The following is a 15867-nucleotide window of genomic DNA, read 5'->3' as shown; positions in this document are numbered from 1 at the left end:
TGGAAGATATCAGAAACAGAAAAAATTACGTTGTCCGCTGGAATATGTCGGAATTCCCAAAAGACCCTTTGGGAGCATGTGACAAAATCTGTCACCAACATCTGCTTGTTATTTTATTCGAGGGCCTAGTGCGTGACCAAGTATTCATACGCTAATTAGTTTTTGTCAGGCATTTTATGGCTCTGGAGAATCCAGCGGCCCCCCAATATGACCGCTGGTTTCCCGGCAATTACTGGAGTAGCAACTGCCTGCTCTTTGCCTTCGCCCAGTAGTTCTGCTCGACTCTAAAGCCGGTAAGAACACGCAGCACCAGCAACAGCGAGTTAATCCCGGCAATGTCCCCGGAAGTGGGGACACCGCGTAACCCTGGGGAGACAGCTGAAACTCACTGCGTCACAGTTGGTACATTTCGAATGGAACCCCAAACTGATCTTCTTTGAAGGCTGCCGGAAAACGCAGGGGGTTTGGGTGGAAACAGTACGTGCGGGGATTATCGACGATCATGAAGCCGTCAGGCTTGGGTTTGCGGCCTCGGCGGCCCGTGAAGCCGATGGCAAAACGCCCTATGTACGGGTTATTGGTGGCGCCCCCACCGTTGATGCCTTTCTTGGTGCAGGACGGGATATCTGCGATGTTGTGGCCCTTGACTTGTCCCTTGCTGACGGGTCCCAGCCTGGCGACAACGTTTCGAGACTGACGGCCGCCGGCTACAGGATCCTCGTCTTCACGCTTGGCGACAACGTGGGGCAGATCCAGGACGCCATCGCCAACGGAGCTATGGGAGTCTCCCTGAAGTCCGAACCAATTTCCGAGACGTTCGCCAAAATCCGGCGCATTGCGCTGGGCGAAACGATCGACAGCCAGGAGTTGGCCGCCGCTATTGAGGTGGACACAGACTTCGTCGAAGCAAATCTGTCGGACCGCGAACGCGAATGCATCGCGCTATATGCCGCAGGACTGGGCCAGTACCAGGTGGCACGGCGTATGGGCGTTGCCGAGAGCACCGTGAAGAAGAACATCGACCGGATCCGCGAAAAGTATGAGGCAGCCGGTCGCCCGGCGACGACAAAGATCGACCTTTACCGGCGTGCGGTAGAAGACGGTATCCTTCCCCCTCTGCTTCCTCTGCGGAAGCGCTGAGTCTGATGCCCGCAGCCTCCCAGACTGGTATTTCGGCGAGAGACACCCACCGATTGATGGCCCGTGGCATAGCAGCGTTCGCACTTCTGCTGCTGCTGCAGGCTGCAGGTTCCGTGACCAGCCAAACCCCGTACGCTGCCACGTGGTGGAATGCTGTGTTCCTTTGGCTGTTCCTTGCACTGGTGGTGGTTTTCACTGTGGCCTCCGTTCGGGGCCACGGGCTGTCCCTTCTAGCGGGCACCCTCGCAGTGCTGGTCATCGCTGGCCTCGCGTTGTGGCCCTTCGCCGTGCCAACGTCTGTGCCGGAAAACTTCGGGACGCCCTGGCTCTGGTCGATGATCAACGTCGGCGCGGCGTGGTCTGCCTACAGCTTTGGGGCCCGCAAAGGGTGCCTTTACACGGTGATCATTGGAGGCGTGTTCGGTGTAGTAAGGACAACGCCCCAGGGCGGATCCGGTGGGTGGCTGATTGCGGTCCAGGACGCTACATTCGCAACCGTCTTGGGGCTCATCATCTGCGTCACGATCGGAATACTCAGGCGGGCGGCGCAGCGGGCGGATACAGCCGCAGACCAGGCTATCGAGCAATACGCGGGAGCCGCCTCGGCAACTGCCCTGAGCAACGAGCGGCTGCGCCTTGACGGGCTGCTGCATGACAGCGTGATGACGGCCCTCCTGACGGCCGCCCACGCCGGCTCCCCCGAGGAACGACTGGCCAGCGCCAAACTGGCGCAAAGCGCGCTGGATCGGCTGGACCGGCAAGCGACAGAAGCTCCGGAATCCGCCCCTGCCGCGGTTGCCGAGGTTGCTGCCCGCATCCGTTTTACGGTTGGGCCGGGTACGTCAGGACCACTTGTGAACGTCACCTGTGAGTCTGCGGAGCACCTGCTGCTGCCCGCCGACGTCGTCAGGGCTGTCTTCGAGGCAACAACGGAAGCAGTTCAGAACGCAGTGCGGCATTCCGGTGCCGACCGATGCGACGTCAGCATCACCGGACACCGCACGGATGGGCGCGCGAAACTGCGGGTTGCCATCAAAGACAGTGGTTCCGGTTTCAACCCGGGCACGGTCTCAGATCGACGCCTCGGGCTAAAGGTCTCCATTGTCGGGCGAATGGAAGCCGCCGGCGGCTCAGCGAAGATCATCACCGCTCCCAGCGCCGGTACCGAGGTGCGCCTCGCCTGGGAAGGAGTGGAACCATGATCCGTGCCATTTCCACCAAAGTAATGGCCGCCCTATGTGCAGCGTTCGTCGCCGTACACATCGCCCTCGGACTGCTTTCCTTAGACATGGTCTCCTCGGCGTGGCCCGTGCTGTTGGCCATGGCCGTCTATCTCACCGCCGTCGCCGTCGTCCTCAGGCCCTCTTCGGGACGGCTGCCCCTGCGTTCAACCGTCTTCGTGCTCATGGCAGTCACCGCGCTGACCCTGTTGGTCACCAGCGTCCTGCCCACGGACAGGTGGCCCGGGTACGCTTCATGGCACCTCGCCGCGACGTACACCCTGTTGGTGGCCGTCAATATTCGTGGACAAGTACTGCTGTCATGGATCGGCGTGCTGCTCTCCGTCATCCTGAACACATTCTGGGCATCGCAAACCACGCTGGGACTCGTTGGCGGCCTGATGCTGAACATCGCCACTGTCGGATGGGTAACCGTCAGCACGGGGATCGGGCATCTCCTGCGCACCAATGACCGCAAGGTAGGCCAGTACCGGGCCGACGCCGAGGCTGCCGCTGACTGGTTCGCGGCCGAACAGGCACTGCACGTGGCACGGACAAATTGGCTGGAGCATGTCCGCCAGGTCGCCGGTCCGGCCCTGGGCCAAATTGCCAACCCGCACCACGCCATCACGGAAAGGGACCGGCTGGAGTTTCAACTCGCGGAGGCGCAGTTCCGTGATGAAATCCGCGGGCGCGTCCTGGCGACGGCAAAAGTGGTTGAAGCCGCCCGAAGCGCCCGCCAACGCGGAGTCACAGTTCAGCTCCTCGATGACCGGCGTCAGAACCTCACGCCACGAATGCTGGCCGCCGTGACTGAACACGTCGTCAGCATCCTCAACCAAGCTCGCACCGGCACCGTAACCGCCCGTGCCAGACCGCAAGGCGGAGACCTGGCCGTCACTATCTATGCCGCCCCCGATAACCCGGACGAGGCCACCTTCGTGGAGTTCACAGACCGGTCCCCCGAGCCCTAAGTCAATCAGGGGCGGCAGAACAAGGCGTTTGGGCCACTACAGTCAATTCGTGGATTGATACCAAGCAGACCAGCCGGGAAAGTTACCTCTCGAACACCCTCGACGATGTAAGACGTCCTCAATGAATGGGCGCCGAACTTAGCGCTGGCGGGTCTCCCGGAGAGGGCCACCAAACCTAAGACCCGCCAGCACTGGTGACCGGTGAGGGTTGGGTTTGAGACCTCTTGGCTTAGGGAGACCTCTCCTCGCTGGCTTCCACCAGTCAACAACGCTGCTCAACCCCGCGCACGAGTAGACGGTACCTGTTCTCCGCCTGTCCTCAGATCCGGGTACCACCTGCCAGTACCTAGGAGCCAGTAAGGCCGTTTAAGTGCCCCTCTGACTTCTGCAGTTACAGTTCAACCAACAGCTTCCGGGGATTTTCTATCGCGTCCGCCACGAATCGGAGGAAGCCGGCTGCCGTTCCGCCGTCGCAGACGCGGTGGTCGAAGGTCAGCGTGAGCTCGGTGACCTTGCGGACCGCCAACTCGCCGTTCACTACCCACGGCTTGTCAATGATCCGGCCGACGCCCAGGATGGCCACCTCGGGGTGGTTGATGATCGCCGCCGATCCGTCCACGCCGAACACCCCGTAGTTATTCAGTGTGAAGGTTCCGCTGCCAAGTTCAGTTGGGGTTGCTTTGCCTTGGCGTGCGACGTCGGTGAGCCGGCGGATCTCTACGTCCAGCTCGCGAGCACTCAGCTTTTCAGCGCTGCCGACTGACGGCACCACGAGTCCCCGGTCGGTCTGTGCGGCGATGCCGAGGTTGATCCCGTCGAACGCGACGATCTCCTGCGACCCGTCCTGCGCAGTCTCGATGCGCGTGTTCAGCTCCGGGTACTTCTTCAGCCCCGCGGTGACAAAGCGGGCGATGAACGCGAGCAGGCCGGGGACTTCGGAGCCGCCAGCTTTGAGTTCCTTGCGAAGCTCAACGAGGCCACTCGCGTCGACGTCTACCCACACAGTTGCCTCGGGGATTTCCGAGCGGCTGCGGGACATGTTCGCTGCGACGGCTTTCCGTACTCCTCGAACCGGCGTGCGGGAGGAGACGGCGAGGCCGGTGCGGGCGTCGGTTCCCTGGGTTTCGACAGGCTTGGTTTCGACGGGCTCAACCACCGGCGCTTCCTTGGTTTCGGCAGGCTTGGTTTCGACAGGCTCAACCACCGCCGGGTGGATCGTCGCTTCGACGTCCTTTCGCATGATGAGGCCGCCGTCGCCGGAGCCCGGGATTTCACCTAGGTCGACGCCGTGCTCCCGGGCCATCCGCCGGACCAGCGGGGAAATCACCGCGCCCAACTTGCCGGGGACCCTGGTGCGCAGGAGGGAGAGTTCGTCCTCGGCAGGCTTAGTTTCGACAGGCTCAACCACCGCAACTGATGACTTGGGCGCCCGGGTACGACGGGCAACGCCGTGGCCGCCAGGAGTTCCATACCCGATCAGGACATTTCCCGATCCCGCTTTCTCCTCTTCACGATAGGTCTCGGCCTCTTTGGTTTCGACAGGCTGGGTTTCGACATGCTCAACCACCGGGTCGCCCAGCTCGGTTTCGACGGGCTCAACCACCGGCTGGGCAGGCTCACCCACCGAGACAGGCGTCACCGAGATCAGCGGCTTCCCCACGTCCAGCGTCTCCCCCGGCTGCCCGTGCAGCTCAGCCACAATCCCGGCGTAAGGAGAGGGCACCTCAACCGTGGACTTGGCCGTCTCCACCTCGGCAATCGGCTGGTCCACGGAAATAGTGTCACCAACAGAAACATGCCAGGACACCAGCTCCGCTTCGGTGAGCCCCTCACCCAGGTCCGGCAACAAAAACACGCGTGCTTCACTCATGGTCAGTTCTCCCACTGCAGGTCGTCAACGGCGTCGAGGATGCGGTCCACGCCGGGCAGGTAATACTTCTCAAGCTTCGGCGCCGGATACGGGATGTCGAACCCGGTCACGCGGCGGATCGGGGCCGCCAGGTAGTGGAAGCAGCGCTCCTGCACCCGGGCCACAATCTCAGAGGACACGGAGGCGAAGCCGTGCGCTTCCGCGATCACCACGGCCCGGCCGGTCTTCCGGACCGACTCGCAGACCGTAACGTCGTCGAACGGCACAATCGTGCGCACGTCGATGACCTCCAGCGAGCGCCCTTCCAGCGCGGCGGCCTCGGCGGCGGCGAGCGCCGTGGGGACGGACGGCCCGTACGCGATCAGTGTGGCGTCAGTGCCGGAACGCGCGACGGCGGCACGCCCCTCCGAGGACTGCCCCGCCGAAGCAGCAGAAGAGTAAGAGGACCGCAGCTCGGCCAGGTCCACCAGATCCTTGGACCAGTAAAGCTTCTTGGGCTCCATGAACATCACGGGGTCGTCCGAGTCGATCGCCTCGCGGAGCATCCGGTACCCGTCCGCCACGGTGGCCGGGGTGAACACCTTCAGCCCGGCGGTGTGGGCGTAGTAGGACTCGGAGGAGTCGCAGTGGTGCTCCACTCCCCCGATGCCGCCGCCGTACGGCACGCGGATCACCAGCGGCAGCTTCACCGCCCCCTTCGTCCGGTTGTGCATCTTGGCCACGTGGCTGACGATCTGCTCGAACGCCGGGTACGCGAACGCATCGAACTGCATCTCGATCACCGGGCGCATCCCGTTGATCGCCATGCCCACGGCCATGCCCACAATCCCCGACTCGGCCAGCGGGGTATCAAAGCAGCGCTGCTCGCCGAACGTGGCGGTGAGCCCGTCGGTGATCCGGAAGACCCCGCCCAGCATGCCGACGTCCTCGCCGAACACCAGGACGGACGGGTCGGCGTGCATGGCGTCGGCCAGGGCCGTGTTGAGAGCCTTGGCAAGAGTGACCAGCTGCGGCCCGGCGGCTTCCGCCGAAGCGGCGGCCGAGGCGGCGGCACGGGCAGTTGCAGCGGAAACGTTGCCGTTGGCCTCGGACGAGGTGGTGATGGTGGGGCTCACTTGGCGGTCTCCTCGGTAGATGCTGCGTCGCGGGCGAGTTCGTCGGCGAGCAGGGCGGACTGTTCCTTCAGCTGGGGCGTGGTTTTGGCGAAGACGTGGCGGAAGAGCTCCTGCGGGTCCACCGGCACGTCCTCGCTGAGGCCGTCACGCAGCTGCGTGGCAATTGCCTCCGCCTTGTCGCGGATCCGTCGCTCGCCGTCGTCGTCCAGCAGACCGCGGTCGGTAAGGTAGGTCCGCATCCGGTTCACGGGGTCCTTGGCCCGCCACTCGGCAACTTCAGCGCTCTCCCGGTAGCGCGTGTCGTCGTCGGCGTTGGTGTGGGCCTGCATCCGGTAGGTGTGCGCCTCCACCAGCAGGGGGCCGGAGCCTTCCCTGGCCAGTTTCACTGCCCGGTCCAGGACGGCGAGGAGCGCGACGACGTCGTTGCCGTCCACGCGTTCGCCGGCCATGCCGTAGCCCACGGCCTTGTGCGCGAGCGACGGCGCCACGGACTGGTGTGCCAGCGGCACCGAGATGGCGTACTTGTTGTTTTGGACGAAGAAGATCACCGGCAGGTGGAAGACGGCGGCGAAGTTCAGAGCTTCGTGGAAGTCGCCTTCGCTGGTGGCGCCGTCGCCGCACATGGCCAGCACCACAGTGTCCTCGCCGCGGAGCTTGGCCGCGTGGGCAACGCCGACGGCGTGGAGCAGCTGGGTGGTCAGCGGCGTGCACTGGATGCCCACCTTGTGCTCGAGGGGGTTGAAGCCGCCGTGCCAGTCGCCGCGGAAGATGGTCATCACCTGGACGGGGTCCACGCCGCGCGCCATCACCGCGACGGCGTCGCGGTAGGTGGGGAACATCCAGTCGCCGCCGGACAGGCACAGGGCGGCAGCCACCTGGCAGGCCTCCTGGCCGTGGCTGGACGGGTATACAGCCATGCGGCCCTGCCGGACCAGCGCCGAGTTCTGGTCGTTGACGCGGCGTCCGACGACGAGCTGCTCGTATGCTGCCAGCAGTTCAGCATCGCCGGGCACAGGGTACTCGTGGCCGGGTTCGGTGCCCTGCTCACCTTCGGGCTTGAGCCGGCCGTCCGGGTCCACCATCTGGATCTGGTGCCGGGCCGGGAGCATATAGTCCTCCACCGTGATCCCGAACTTTTTGACGGCCTCGGTGAGGGCGTCCTCTGTTGGCGCGTTGCCGGCCTGGTGCGCGTTGGCAGTGTCCGGTGCGGTGTGGTCTGCGGAGATCGTCATTGGTCCATCCTTCGAAAGCCACTATTTACTCCCAGTATTGACCCGGGGAAGGTTTCGTATCCAGCGTCTGCGGGAATCGTGGAGAAGCTGGCTGATTCTGCCGCTGCTGGGAGACGAATTGTAAGTGTGACGCAGGTTACCGGCGGTGCCGTGGACAAAATGGCGGCTGGGGATACTGGACTCAAGCGGGCGAAACCCGTCCGCCTCCACTGACGCCTGAATTCCCCGACCTGATCTCCCGGCCGTGAACCGCAGAGCGGAGGATAATGGCGTGCATAGCCCAAGGAAGCGAAGCGCATGAGCAGCCATGACACCGGCTCGGAGAGCCGCACGGCTTCGGCGGCCGGACCGGTTGACGGCGGCGCCGGGCCCACGACGTCTGCCGCGGCGGAGGTGTTCAAGGCCGTGGCCCATCCGGTGCGGGCGCAGATCCTGGAGCTGCTCTCCCACCGCGAGTCCTCCATCCCGGAGCTCTGCGAGGGCACGGGAGTGAAGGCCACACACCTGGCCCGGCACCTCACCCAGCTGCGCGGGCAGCAGCTGATTCAGCGCATCTGGTCCGGCGGGCGCCTTGTCTACCGGCTGGCATACCCGGAAGCCGCCGGCCTGCTCGTCGCCGCCCAAGCCGTACTCCAGGCCCGGACGGCATCCGCCGACGGCGCCCTGCGCGCCGCGCCGGAGGAGTTGCCGGATCCGGCCTTGCTGGACGAACAGTTGTCCATGCTGGAGTCACTGCTGGCCTCGCGCTCGGTGATCGCGGAGGCCCGCACAGCGATCGCCGCGCGGAGCCGCTGCACCCCGGAGGAAGCAGCCGCACAGCTTTTCCGGACAGCCCGCAGCCGCGGCGTCACCCTGCTGCAAGCCGCCCGGGACGAACTTGGCAACGGGCAGGAACAGCGCCAAACCTGACCCTCGGCACTCCCCCGTCTGCCCGGTTGCCAAAGCAAACAAGTGCTGCCAGCCTGCCCCTTGGAGTAAAGGTTCGTCTCTTTTCAAAAAGCCCTTGACCCCCACGTACGGGAGGGCCACACTCGGATGGTCGCGATTGACGAAAACGTCAATCCGTCAATGTCCGGAAGATTCCTTTCCGTTCATTACAGGCAGGAAGCTCCGCATCAGGTGGCAGGGATTTCCCGTGGTTTGGGGGCTCGTGGTGCGGCGACGGATGCGGAGGGGACAGCGCGGTCCCCTCCGCCTCTGGATCACTCTTCGCGGTCAGCCTTCCCTGCGGCTGGCGGGGACTGGGGACTTGGGTCATCCGTCCCGCGGGCGAGGCGGCATTTCATACACCGGGAATGACAAGAGTGGGGTAACTGTAATGGGCATCGACAAGCTGTGGGACCGGCTTGAGCCAGAAACGCGGCAGTGGCTGCTGGACAATCCGGGGTGCAGGATCCTCCCCCGGACCATCGCGGCACAGATCAAGAAGGCCACCGGAGCGGAGTTCGAACAGGACCGGCACGGTGAAAGCATCCTCTCCCCCAGCGATTGCGACTTCATCCGGCGGGCGGCTGAACTGCACGTTGCCCAGCGGCGGTAACGTCCCTTACTCGCGCCCCTGACCGCGACCCGTTGTTGCAGGCCTTCCTGAAGCCACTATCCACTCGTAGTGCCCTGCCGTGGGAGGTTCGTATCCCGCTTCGGCGGGATACGTGGAGAAGCTGGCTGATTCTGCCTATGCTGGAAGACGAATTGTAAGTCTCACCAGAATTGCCGAACAGGGGCCGTGGACACAATGGCAGCCAGGGATGCCGGGACGGAACCCGTACCGTTGGACGACATCGACCGCAGGATCATTTCCGAACTCACCCGGGACGGCAGGATGTCCGTCACCCAGGTGGCGGAGAACGTCCACATCTCCCGGGCGCATGCATACACCCGGATCGGCCGGCTCACCAGTGAAGGGGTGCTGTCCCGGTTCACGGCGCTGGTGGATCCCATCAAGGCGGGCCTCCGGTCGTCCGCCTACGTGACCCTGAAGCTGCGGCAGGATTCGTGGCGGGAGCTCCGCGACCAGCTGGGCGCCATCCCGGAGGTGCACCACATTGCCCTCGTGGGCGGCGACTTTGACGTGATCCTGCTGGTCCGCGCCGTGGACAACATCGACCTGCGGCGGGTCATCTTCGACCAGCTGCAGTCCATGCCCGGAGTACTCGACACGCAGACGTTCCTGGTGTTCGAGGACGTGGATACCCGCTGACCCGGGGGGAAGGGGCACCGTAGCGTCAGGGGTGCCAGCCGGATACTGGAGCTGGTCAAGCGCAGTTGCACAGGGGTCATCGCCTTGGTTCATGTCGCGCTTGTCCCCTCTAGAGCAGTTAGGACACTTACCGGTCTTAGGGCCGCCAATTTCCCCGTACACTTGAACGTCGAAGTAAAGAACCATCTGTTGGGGGAGCAAGTGACGTCTACAACCATGCCTGCACAAATCAGCTCAGTGGGCAGGGTGGACGCCCTAGATGGTCTTCGCACCGTTGCTGTGGCTGCCGTTGTAGTTTCACACGCGGCCGGCCCACTCATGCCAGGGGGACACGTAGGCGTTGACGTCTTCTTTACTCTCAGCGGGTTCGTCATCACCCTGCTACTGCTCCGGGAGTTCAATGCAACAGGGCGCGTTAGCTTACGCGCTTTCTACTTGCACAGGCTTGCGCGGCTATGGCCGGCTATGTTAGCGGTATGCGCGATTGTCGTCGTCCTGGCGCTCGTGGCCCCTAACGAGTGGGGGGAACAAGGTTGGAATGCAGTCCTTTCGGCTTCGCACACGATGAATCTGTGGAGGGGAGGCTGGTTCGGGAGCAGTGTTGACGGTGGCGCACTGGGGCACACCTGGTCCCTCGCCGTAGAGGAACAGTTCTACCTAGTGTGGCCGCTAATTTTGGTCGTGCTGCTGCGGAAACTTACACTGCGGGCCGTGAGTGCGGTTACTGCCGTGCTAGTCGTGCTGGCACTCGTTGAGCGCGCTGCACTGGCATTCAGCGGTGTCAGTCCATGGCGGCTCGCTAACGGGCCCGATACCCGGGCGGACCAACTCCTAATCGGTTGCCTGCTCGCGATGTTGCTTACGCTGGCGCCTGGGTCCAGGATCCATGAGTGGTCGATTCGGCTAGCGTGGCCGGCTGGATTAGTGCTCGTGACGGCGGCGTTCCTACTGGTTCCCCATGACGGGCCGGGGCCTCTCGACGTCGCAATGCGAGCATTTTCCCCGATCCTCATCGCGGCGACCTCGGCAGTGCTGATCTCAGGGCTGGTATGCGCCTCGGGTCAGGGACTCTCGTTGCTGCTCGCTCATAAGGCGTTAGCCTGGACCGGCCGAAACCTGTCCTACGGAATATATCTTTGGCACTACCCAATCCTCTTTGGCGTTCGCGAAGTGATTGAATTCCCTGGCGCTGAAATTCTTCGCGCTGCACTGAGTGTGGCCCTAACTATTGCCGTCGCCTACTTGTCGGCCAGGTATATAGAAGCGCCTATTAGGTCAGCGGCGAAGCGAGCTACGGTAGCGCCCGCCAAACGGCCGAGGCACCGTGCAGCCCACTCCTAGACAGCTCTCGGAAGAACCAAAAGTTGGAAGTCGACCACCCACTGGGTTACCTTTGGCTCGGTCTTCTTCACGCATGCCCCAAGCGCGTGCCGGTGACCGGAAGGCCCCGCGCTAGTCACGTTGCCGCGGGGCCTTCTTGTCCCCAATTCTTGATATGACCTTGAGCTTTACCTTGGGCTGTGTTGATCAGGACCCGATAACTATTGGGGATGGCCATTTCAAACGACCGCACAGGGGAAGTCTGTCCAACATGTCACCACGCAGACGCTGGCAAGACTTCCGTCGTGGAAGCGTTCGTTCGGCGAGTGCTTCGGATGCCCCCGCCCTCGCCACGCTGCTCCTTCGACGATGGATTCGGCGGCGGCATCGAGCACGATGGCAGCTGCCCGTGCCGAGACCCATTCCACTCTGGCACGCGTTAGAGTCAAGACTTTGAGGAACGTATGACTCGCACGCCGCTGGGTCGCTTGGTTCAACCGCCCGCGCAGGTGCCCTAGCTGCAAGGCACCCAGACGACAGTTGGTAGCTACTGCTTGAGGCGTGCTACGACGAGTGGTTGAACGGCACCTCCTACTAGCCTGTCCAGCACTCTGCGGACGCCTACCCGGCCCACGCCGGAACGTGGTGTTTCCACTGCGGAGCAAAACAAAACCTCACAATGCCGTGCCAGCGAACAGAACAAAGTTTGGGTTACGAACCACAAGGAATCCTGCCTGTTGATCGTCATGCCGCCGGCGAAAGACTGCAAGCCAATGTCGTGGGAGCCGATTCTGGCAGCTGCGCTGGTAAGCGGTAGTAGCTCGATGCCTGCGTAAGGAAGCTGCACCCGAAGGAGTAATGCCCCATTCGGTATCAACGGACAGATCCGCTTCGGCGTAGACGGTGTCCCCCCTTGCACGAAGCCGGTGGTGGCGTTGGTGTAGATCATCTGGCTTCCGTCCCCACCAGCGGCAGTAATTCTCGCTGGCAGTAGCCCTGCACCCCGTCGTGCAAACAATGTTGTATATATGGACGCCGCGCCGCTGTGGAACCCGGACCAGTCAGCCGCGAGACTATCCCATGCGGGGATGGGGATGAAAGAATCCTTACTGCCGAGAAAGTTCGTGGTGTCCACCAGTCCACAGGAGGTTGCCCTTGGGACAAGGTGGCGGACGGCGTCGGCGGTGACCTTGCCCACCATATACGTGCCGTTCGTGCTTGGCGTGGATGGCGTCGTTAGTTCGTCGCGGCCGGCACTCGTTAGTGGTGGGCCACGAGCGACGAGTACATGTCAGCGTGCGCACGATCTGGCGCGGCGAGGGTCATGTCACGTAGTTATGCGTGAACTGGTCCCGGCTGGTCCAACTGCCGAGTGGCTGGTGTTGGGCGAATCGGCAAGGATGACGATTTTGGGGATGCCGCTGGCGGCGCGGGTGCAAGATCAGGTTGTAGCGGGTTATGAGCTGGTCCAGTGTGACGTTGAGGCTGAGGTCGTTTTTGCCGTCGAGGATGAACACCCTGGGGTTGTGGCTGATAACACCGGTTTTGGATGGGTCGGTACATCTGGTGAAGGTCGCCGTTCTTCTATCGTGAAGACCGTGCCCCCGCATGACGTTCATCCGCGAGCACCAGTCACCTGTGTTGTAGACCATGGGCTCGTCTGTGGGTGGCTCGTCGCCGCGGCCCATTGAAATGTGAGTCGCCGTAGACAACTGCGGAGAACGGCTGGACTGGCTCGAAAAACGACTTGCCTTCGTTTTCACGCCGTCGAGAAGCGTGGCAGAAAGTGCCCCCAGGTAGGCCGGGCTTGGGGTTGTATTCGATCCTTATGAACTCGGTAAGAGTTGCAATCCGTGCGTCCCTTCCCAGTGCCCACAGCGCTGACTGCGGCCAATCATCGCAGAGCCCTCACCGAAGCTAGTGCTCGCCACCAAAAGGCGACGCCTACCGGCCTTTCTGAATGGCTTGCGGGGCGCGGTAGCCTAAAGCAAGTACTGCTCAGAACTGGCCAGAAAAATAGAGTACCGGCTACTCGTGTCCGCACCCGGGCACACCCCTAGATTCGAGGAAAGGGCCGCGCTGTTGCGGTGCAGAACCGATCGTCGAGTGGGGGCAGAAGCGTGACAGTACAGCCGGCATCCGGAAGTAAGCGCACGGAACGCCCTGGATTCCTGTTGGACCTGATCACCGGAGCGGACACAGAATTGGCGTCGGTGCAGCGGCTGGCTGACGCTGCTGCGCTGGCACTCACCGGATCGGCGGGGACGGGGGTTGACTGTGCCGCCACGATGGTGTCCGAGGGAAGTCCCCCCGTCACTGCTGGCAATACCAGCCCGGCAGTCAATGTCGCCTCCTCCGAGGACCGATACGGCGACGGTCCCATGGAGCACGCGGCCGCTACGAGAGGACCCGTAGCGCTGACAACGGGCGGCACGGCCCAGCGTTGGCAGGCATACCGGCGCCGCCTGGCGGGGGCAGGGTACGGCGGGGCGCTGGCTGTTCCGCTGGAGCTTCAGGCGCGGGCAAGCTGCACCCTGGTGTTCCTGGGGCCGGCGGGTTTCGAGTTCACGCCCGACTTGGTGGGCGAGGCCACATGGTTGGCGAGGGTCGCGTCGTCCAGCATGAAGCTGGCTTTGGAGGTGCGGAGCGTACGCTCCGCCGGGGACAACCTGAAGACAGTTCTGGAAAGCCGCACGTCCATTGACGTGGCATGCGGAGTGATCATGGCCCAGAACCGCTGCTCCTACACCGAAGCGTTCAGCAAGCTTGCCGGGGTGTCCCGTCAGCGGAACCTGAAAGTCCGCAGCGTAGCGGAGAACATCCTGAAGGCAATGGCCGGCGGCTCGCCGGGGACTCGGTTCGAGCCGCCGGTGCTGGCGTAGGACGCTTCTATCGCGCGAGCTAGTGCGCCCGGCGGGTCTCTTGGAGGCGCTTGATGAACCAACGTGACTGCTCCGGCCCATAGGGTAAGACTGGGATGGCTTTAGTGGCATCGCTAGGAGTGTCCCGAATGGACTGCCGTGCCTGGCGAACTGCGGTGGTCATTGTTTCCGCCATGGTCTTGACGAACTGGTCGCTGCATAGCTTCCCGTGCCCGGGAATTAGGAAGTCGTAACGGTGGCGCAGCGCAGAAATATGCCGGAGCGCATCCGCCCACTCCTCCGGGTAGGAGTCCTCGAAGGACGGGGGCGCGCCCTGCTCCACGAGGTCACCCACGAAAAGGGTGGTGGGGGTGCCCACGAGCAAGTCGCCGTCGGTGTGGCCCCGGCCCAAATGAAACAGGGCCGCGCTCAGTCCGCCAAGGTCAACCAGCACGGGCTGGTCCTTCACGATGGCGTTGGGAACTACGATTTCCACGTTCTCGCCTTCAGCTGCGGACATCTCCGGTTCCAGTGTCCCAACGAAACGGCGCTGCACGTCCCCACGTACTTCGATATCGGTGGCGCAGTTCCGGTGTGCCCAAAATTCCGTGACGCCGGCTTCCGCGAACACCGCGTTGCCGAAGAAGTGGTCGTAATGGGCGTGGGTGTTGACGACGACGAGCGGCAGCTGACTCTTTTCCCTTACCGCGTCCAGAATCTTCCTGCCCTGCCGGGGACCGCAACCGGTGTCGATCACCATAGCCCGCTCGGATCCCACGATCAGTCCCGTGTTTAGCAGCGATCCTTCGGTGACCAGCACGTAGTTGTCCTCGCCGACTTCGAGCCATTCCGACATTTTTTCTGCACCTCCAGCAAACCAGCGTTCATTCGTCCAGCCGTCCGATTCTACCTAGCACTTACGCGAGTTCCACTCAGTCCCCCCAGAGGAGCCGGAGAGCTTCCTGCGCAGGACGGTCGACAACGAGACTGGCAGGTGCTCCACAGCGTCCGCCACAAAGCGGAGGAGTTCGGCGGCGGTGCCGCCGTCATAACCTGTGGTCGAAGCTCAGCGTCAGCTCTGTGACCCCGCGGACCGCTGCGTCGGACGCGTCCACGCCTACAGACTCCTAGTCGTTCAGCATCAATGTCTCGGTGCCAACACGCTGAGGGCCTTGGACTGACGCGCGCCGTCAGCCCGCCGGCGGACTTCCGCCAGGGCGGGCGCCTAACTGGCTTAGTGTGCGTTGGCAGTGCCCCGTGGGATCTATTCGTTGGTCGGTTCCTAGTGTTGCCACTATTCCTTTCCGACATTTGATTTAAATATTTTCGTATTCAGCTCTAGCAGGATGGTGGAGCGGCTGCTCAGCCTTATGCGCGCTAGTAGACGATTCATAAATGCGAGGCAGAATACCAGTGACGGGAGGTAAGCAGAAAGTCAGTAAGGATGCCAAGACTGAACCCTTACCGACCCGGCACGGCCAAATGTCCGTGACAGACGGGAATCTGAACATCTCGGGGGCACACGAGACGGGCTCAAGTCCTCCCTAGGTAAGCCTGAAGCTGCAACAGGATCCGAGTCCGAAACTGCACGGTTTAACGAGGAGAGATTCCCCAGTTGCAGAGCGTCGCGCGGGTCTAGACAATTACGACCCTCACTCCTTCAACTGACAGAAGAGTGCATCTAATCCGTGCTATACAGCTTGAGCAATAAATTTGGGGGATATTATCCGACTGTCGCTGATGTGCTTTATGCTCAAGTTCTTGTTCCTCAGCTGGTGACGGAGGGCTTCGTTACCCTGTTGGTCAGTCCCAGGAGAGCATCGATCCTCACCGGGGCAACGCTGACGAGTGCGGGTTACGCTCGGGCGCTGAATACGTTGGGCTTCGTGGCGTTGAGGATGCGAGGATGTGGTGAAAAACGGCACCATGTCCTTC

The 15867-nt window shown here is 62.8% G+C and carries 13 protein-coding genes; 8 read left to right on the top strand and 5 right to left on the bottom strand.

Going from position 1 to position 15867, the window contains the following annotated elements; all coding sequences use genetic code 11:
* Positions 1-468: 468 nt before the first annotated feature.
* From B5520_RS07420 to B5520_RS07410, 3 genes are read left to right on the top strand one after another with little or no spacing between them, the layout of a single operon-like run.
* Positions 469-1140 carry a LuxR C-terminal-related transcriptional regulator gene (locus B5520_RS07420; RefSeq protein ID WP_079596710.1) on the top strand — a complete coding sequence of 224 codons (672 nt, stop codon included), beginning with the start codon at positions 469-471 and terminating at the stop codon, positions 1138-1140.
* Positions 1141-1196: 56 nt separating this feature from the next.
* Positions 1197-2342, top strand: a complete 1146-nt coding sequence (locus B5520_RS07415) for a sensor histidine kinase (RefSeq protein WP_079596448.1) — start codon at positions 1197-1199, stop codon at positions 2340-2342.
* Positions 2339-3334, top strand: a complete 996-nt coding sequence (locus B5520_RS07410) for a hypothetical protein (protein WP_079596447.1) — start codon at positions 2339-2341, stop codon at positions 3332-3334. Before B5520_RS07415 ends, B5520_RS07410 begins: the two co-directional genes overlap by 4 nt.
* Positions 3335-3725: 391 nt before the next feature.
* Here the strand turns inward: B5520_RS07410 and B5520_RS07405 are convergent, their stop codons facing one another.
* From B5520_RS07405 to B5520_RS07395, 3 genes are read right to left on the bottom strand one after another with little or no spacing between them, the layout of a single operon-like run.
* A complete protein-coding gene (locus tag B5520_RS07405) occupies positions 3726-5204 on the bottom strand; it encodes a dihydrolipoamide acetyltransferase family protein (RefSeq protein ID WP_079596446.1) in 1479 nt (492 codons plus the stop codon).
* Between the two features lie 2 nt (positions 5205-5206).
* Positions 5207-6319 (bottom strand): alpha-ketoacid dehydrogenase subunit beta, encoded by a 1113-nt coding sequence (locus tag B5520_RS07400; RefSeq protein ID WP_079596445.1) that lies wholly within the window; start codon positions 6317-6319, stop codon positions 5207-5209.
* On the bottom strand, positions 6316-7551 hold the full coding sequence (locus B5520_RS07395) for a thiamine pyrophosphate-dependent dehydrogenase E1 component subunit alpha (RefSeq protein ID WP_079596444.1): 1236 nt from the start codon (positions 7549-7551) through the stop codon (positions 6316-6318). Before B5520_RS07395 ends, B5520_RS07400 begins: the two co-directional genes overlap by 4 nt.
* Before the next feature lie 297 nt (positions 7552-7848).
* On the opposite strand from B5520_RS07395, the gene B5520_RS07390 reads away from it, so the two are divergent.
* The 4 genes from B5520_RS07390 (at position 7849) to B5520_RS23235 (ending at position 11092) form a co-directional block, all read left to right on the top strand.
* Positions 7849-8460 (top strand): metalloregulator ArsR/SmtB family transcription factor, encoded by a 612-nt coding sequence (locus B5520_RS07390; protein ID WP_079596443.1) that lies wholly within the window; start codon positions 7849-7851, stop codon positions 8458-8460.
* A gap of 409 nt (positions 8461-8869) precedes the next feature.
* Entirely contained in the window at positions 8870-9091 is a 222-nt protein-coding gene (locus tag B5520_RS07385; RefSeq protein WP_079596442.1) for a hypothetical protein, read from the top strand.
* A 195-nt stretch (positions 9092-9286) separates the two neighbouring features.
* The gene (locus B5520_RS07380) at positions 9287-9751 is read left to right on the top strand and encodes an Lrp/AsnC family transcriptional regulator (RefSeq protein ID WP_079596441.1); all 465 of its coding nucleotides are present in this window, start codon (positions 9287-9289) and stop codon (positions 9749-9751) included.
* Between the two features lie 216 nt (positions 9752-9967).
* Positions 9968-11092 carry an acyltransferase family protein gene (locus B5520_RS23235; protein ID WP_079596440.1) on the top strand — a complete coding sequence of 375 codons (1125 nt, stop codon included), beginning with the start codon at positions 9968-9970 and terminating at the stop codon, positions 11090-11092.
* Between the two features lie 1301 nt (positions 11093-12393).
* On the opposite strand, the gene B5520_RS22365 is transcribed toward B5520_RS23235, so the two are convergent.
* Complete coding sequence (locus tag B5520_RS22365) at positions 12394-12723, bottom strand: hypothetical protein (protein WP_139386220.1); 330 nt, start codon at positions 12721-12723, stop codon at positions 12394-12396.
* Positions 12724-13191: 468 nt separating this feature from the next.
* Here B5520_RS22365 and B5520_RS07370 point away from each other — a divergent pair, with 468 nt between their 5' ends.
* On the top strand, positions 13192-13953 hold the full coding sequence (locus tag B5520_RS07370) for an ANTAR domain-containing protein (protein WP_079596439.1): 762 nt from the start codon (positions 13192-13194) through the stop codon (positions 13951-13953).
* Between the two features lie 19 nt (positions 13954-13972).
* Here the strand turns inward: B5520_RS07370 and B5520_RS07365 are convergent, their stop codons facing one another.
* Positions 13973-14788, bottom strand: a complete 816-nt coding sequence (locus B5520_RS07365; RefSeq protein ID WP_079596438.1) for an MBL fold metallo-hydrolase — start codon at positions 14786-14788, stop codon at positions 13973-13975.
* Between the last annotated feature and the right edge of the window lie 1079 nt (positions 14789-15867).

The sequence above is a fragment of the Arthrobacter sp. P2b genome (assembly GCF_900168295.1).
Taxonomy (GTDB): domain Bacteria; phylum Actinomycetota; class Actinomycetes; order Actinomycetales; family Micrococcaceae; genus Arthrobacter.
The sequence above is the reverse complement of the archived record's forward strand: the minus strand, read 5'-3'. Positions and strand labels throughout refer to the sequence as shown.

Bases quoted from the DNA above. Each gene is read 5' to 3' on its own strand.
- B5520_RS07385 (WP_079596442.1), top strand. From the start codon at position 8,870: ATGGGCATCGACAAGCTGTGGGACCGGCTTGAGCCAGAAACGCGGCAG.
- B5520_RS07410 (WP_079596447.1), top strand. From the start codon at position 2,339: ATGATCCGTGCCATTTCCACCAAAGTAATGGCCGCCCTATGTGCAGCG.
- B5520_RS23235 (WP_079596440.1), top strand. From the start codon at position 9,968: ATGCCTGCACAAATCAGCTCAGTGGGCAGGGTGGACGCCCTAGATGGT.
- B5520_RS07415 (WP_079596448.1), top strand. From the start codon at position 1,197: ATGGCCCGTGGCATAGCAGCGTTCGCACTTCTGCTGCTGCTGCAGGCT.
- B5520_RS07395 (WP_079596444.1), bottom strand. From the start codon at position 7,551: ATGACGATCTCCGCAGACCACACCGCACCGGACACTGCCAACGCGCAC.
- B5520_RS22365 (WP_139386220.1), bottom strand. From the start codon at position 12,723: ATGGTCTACAACACAGGTGACTGGTGCTCGCGGATGAACGTCATGCGG.
- B5520_RS07405 (WP_079596446.1), bottom strand. From the start codon at position 5,204: ATGAGTGAAGCACGCGTGTTTTTGTTGCCGGACCTGGGTGAGGGGCTC.
- B5520_RS07390 (WP_079596443.1), top strand. From the start codon at position 7,849: ATGAGCAGCCATGACACCGGCTCGGAGAGCCGCACGGCTTCGGCGGCC.
- B5520_RS07380 (WP_079596441.1), top strand. From the start codon at position 9,287: ATGGCAGCCAGGGATGCCGGGACGGAACCCGTACCGTTGGACGACATC.
- B5520_RS07365 (WP_079596438.1), bottom strand. From the start codon at position 14,788: ATGTCGGAATGGCTCGAAGTCGGCGAGGACAACTACGTGCTGGTCACC.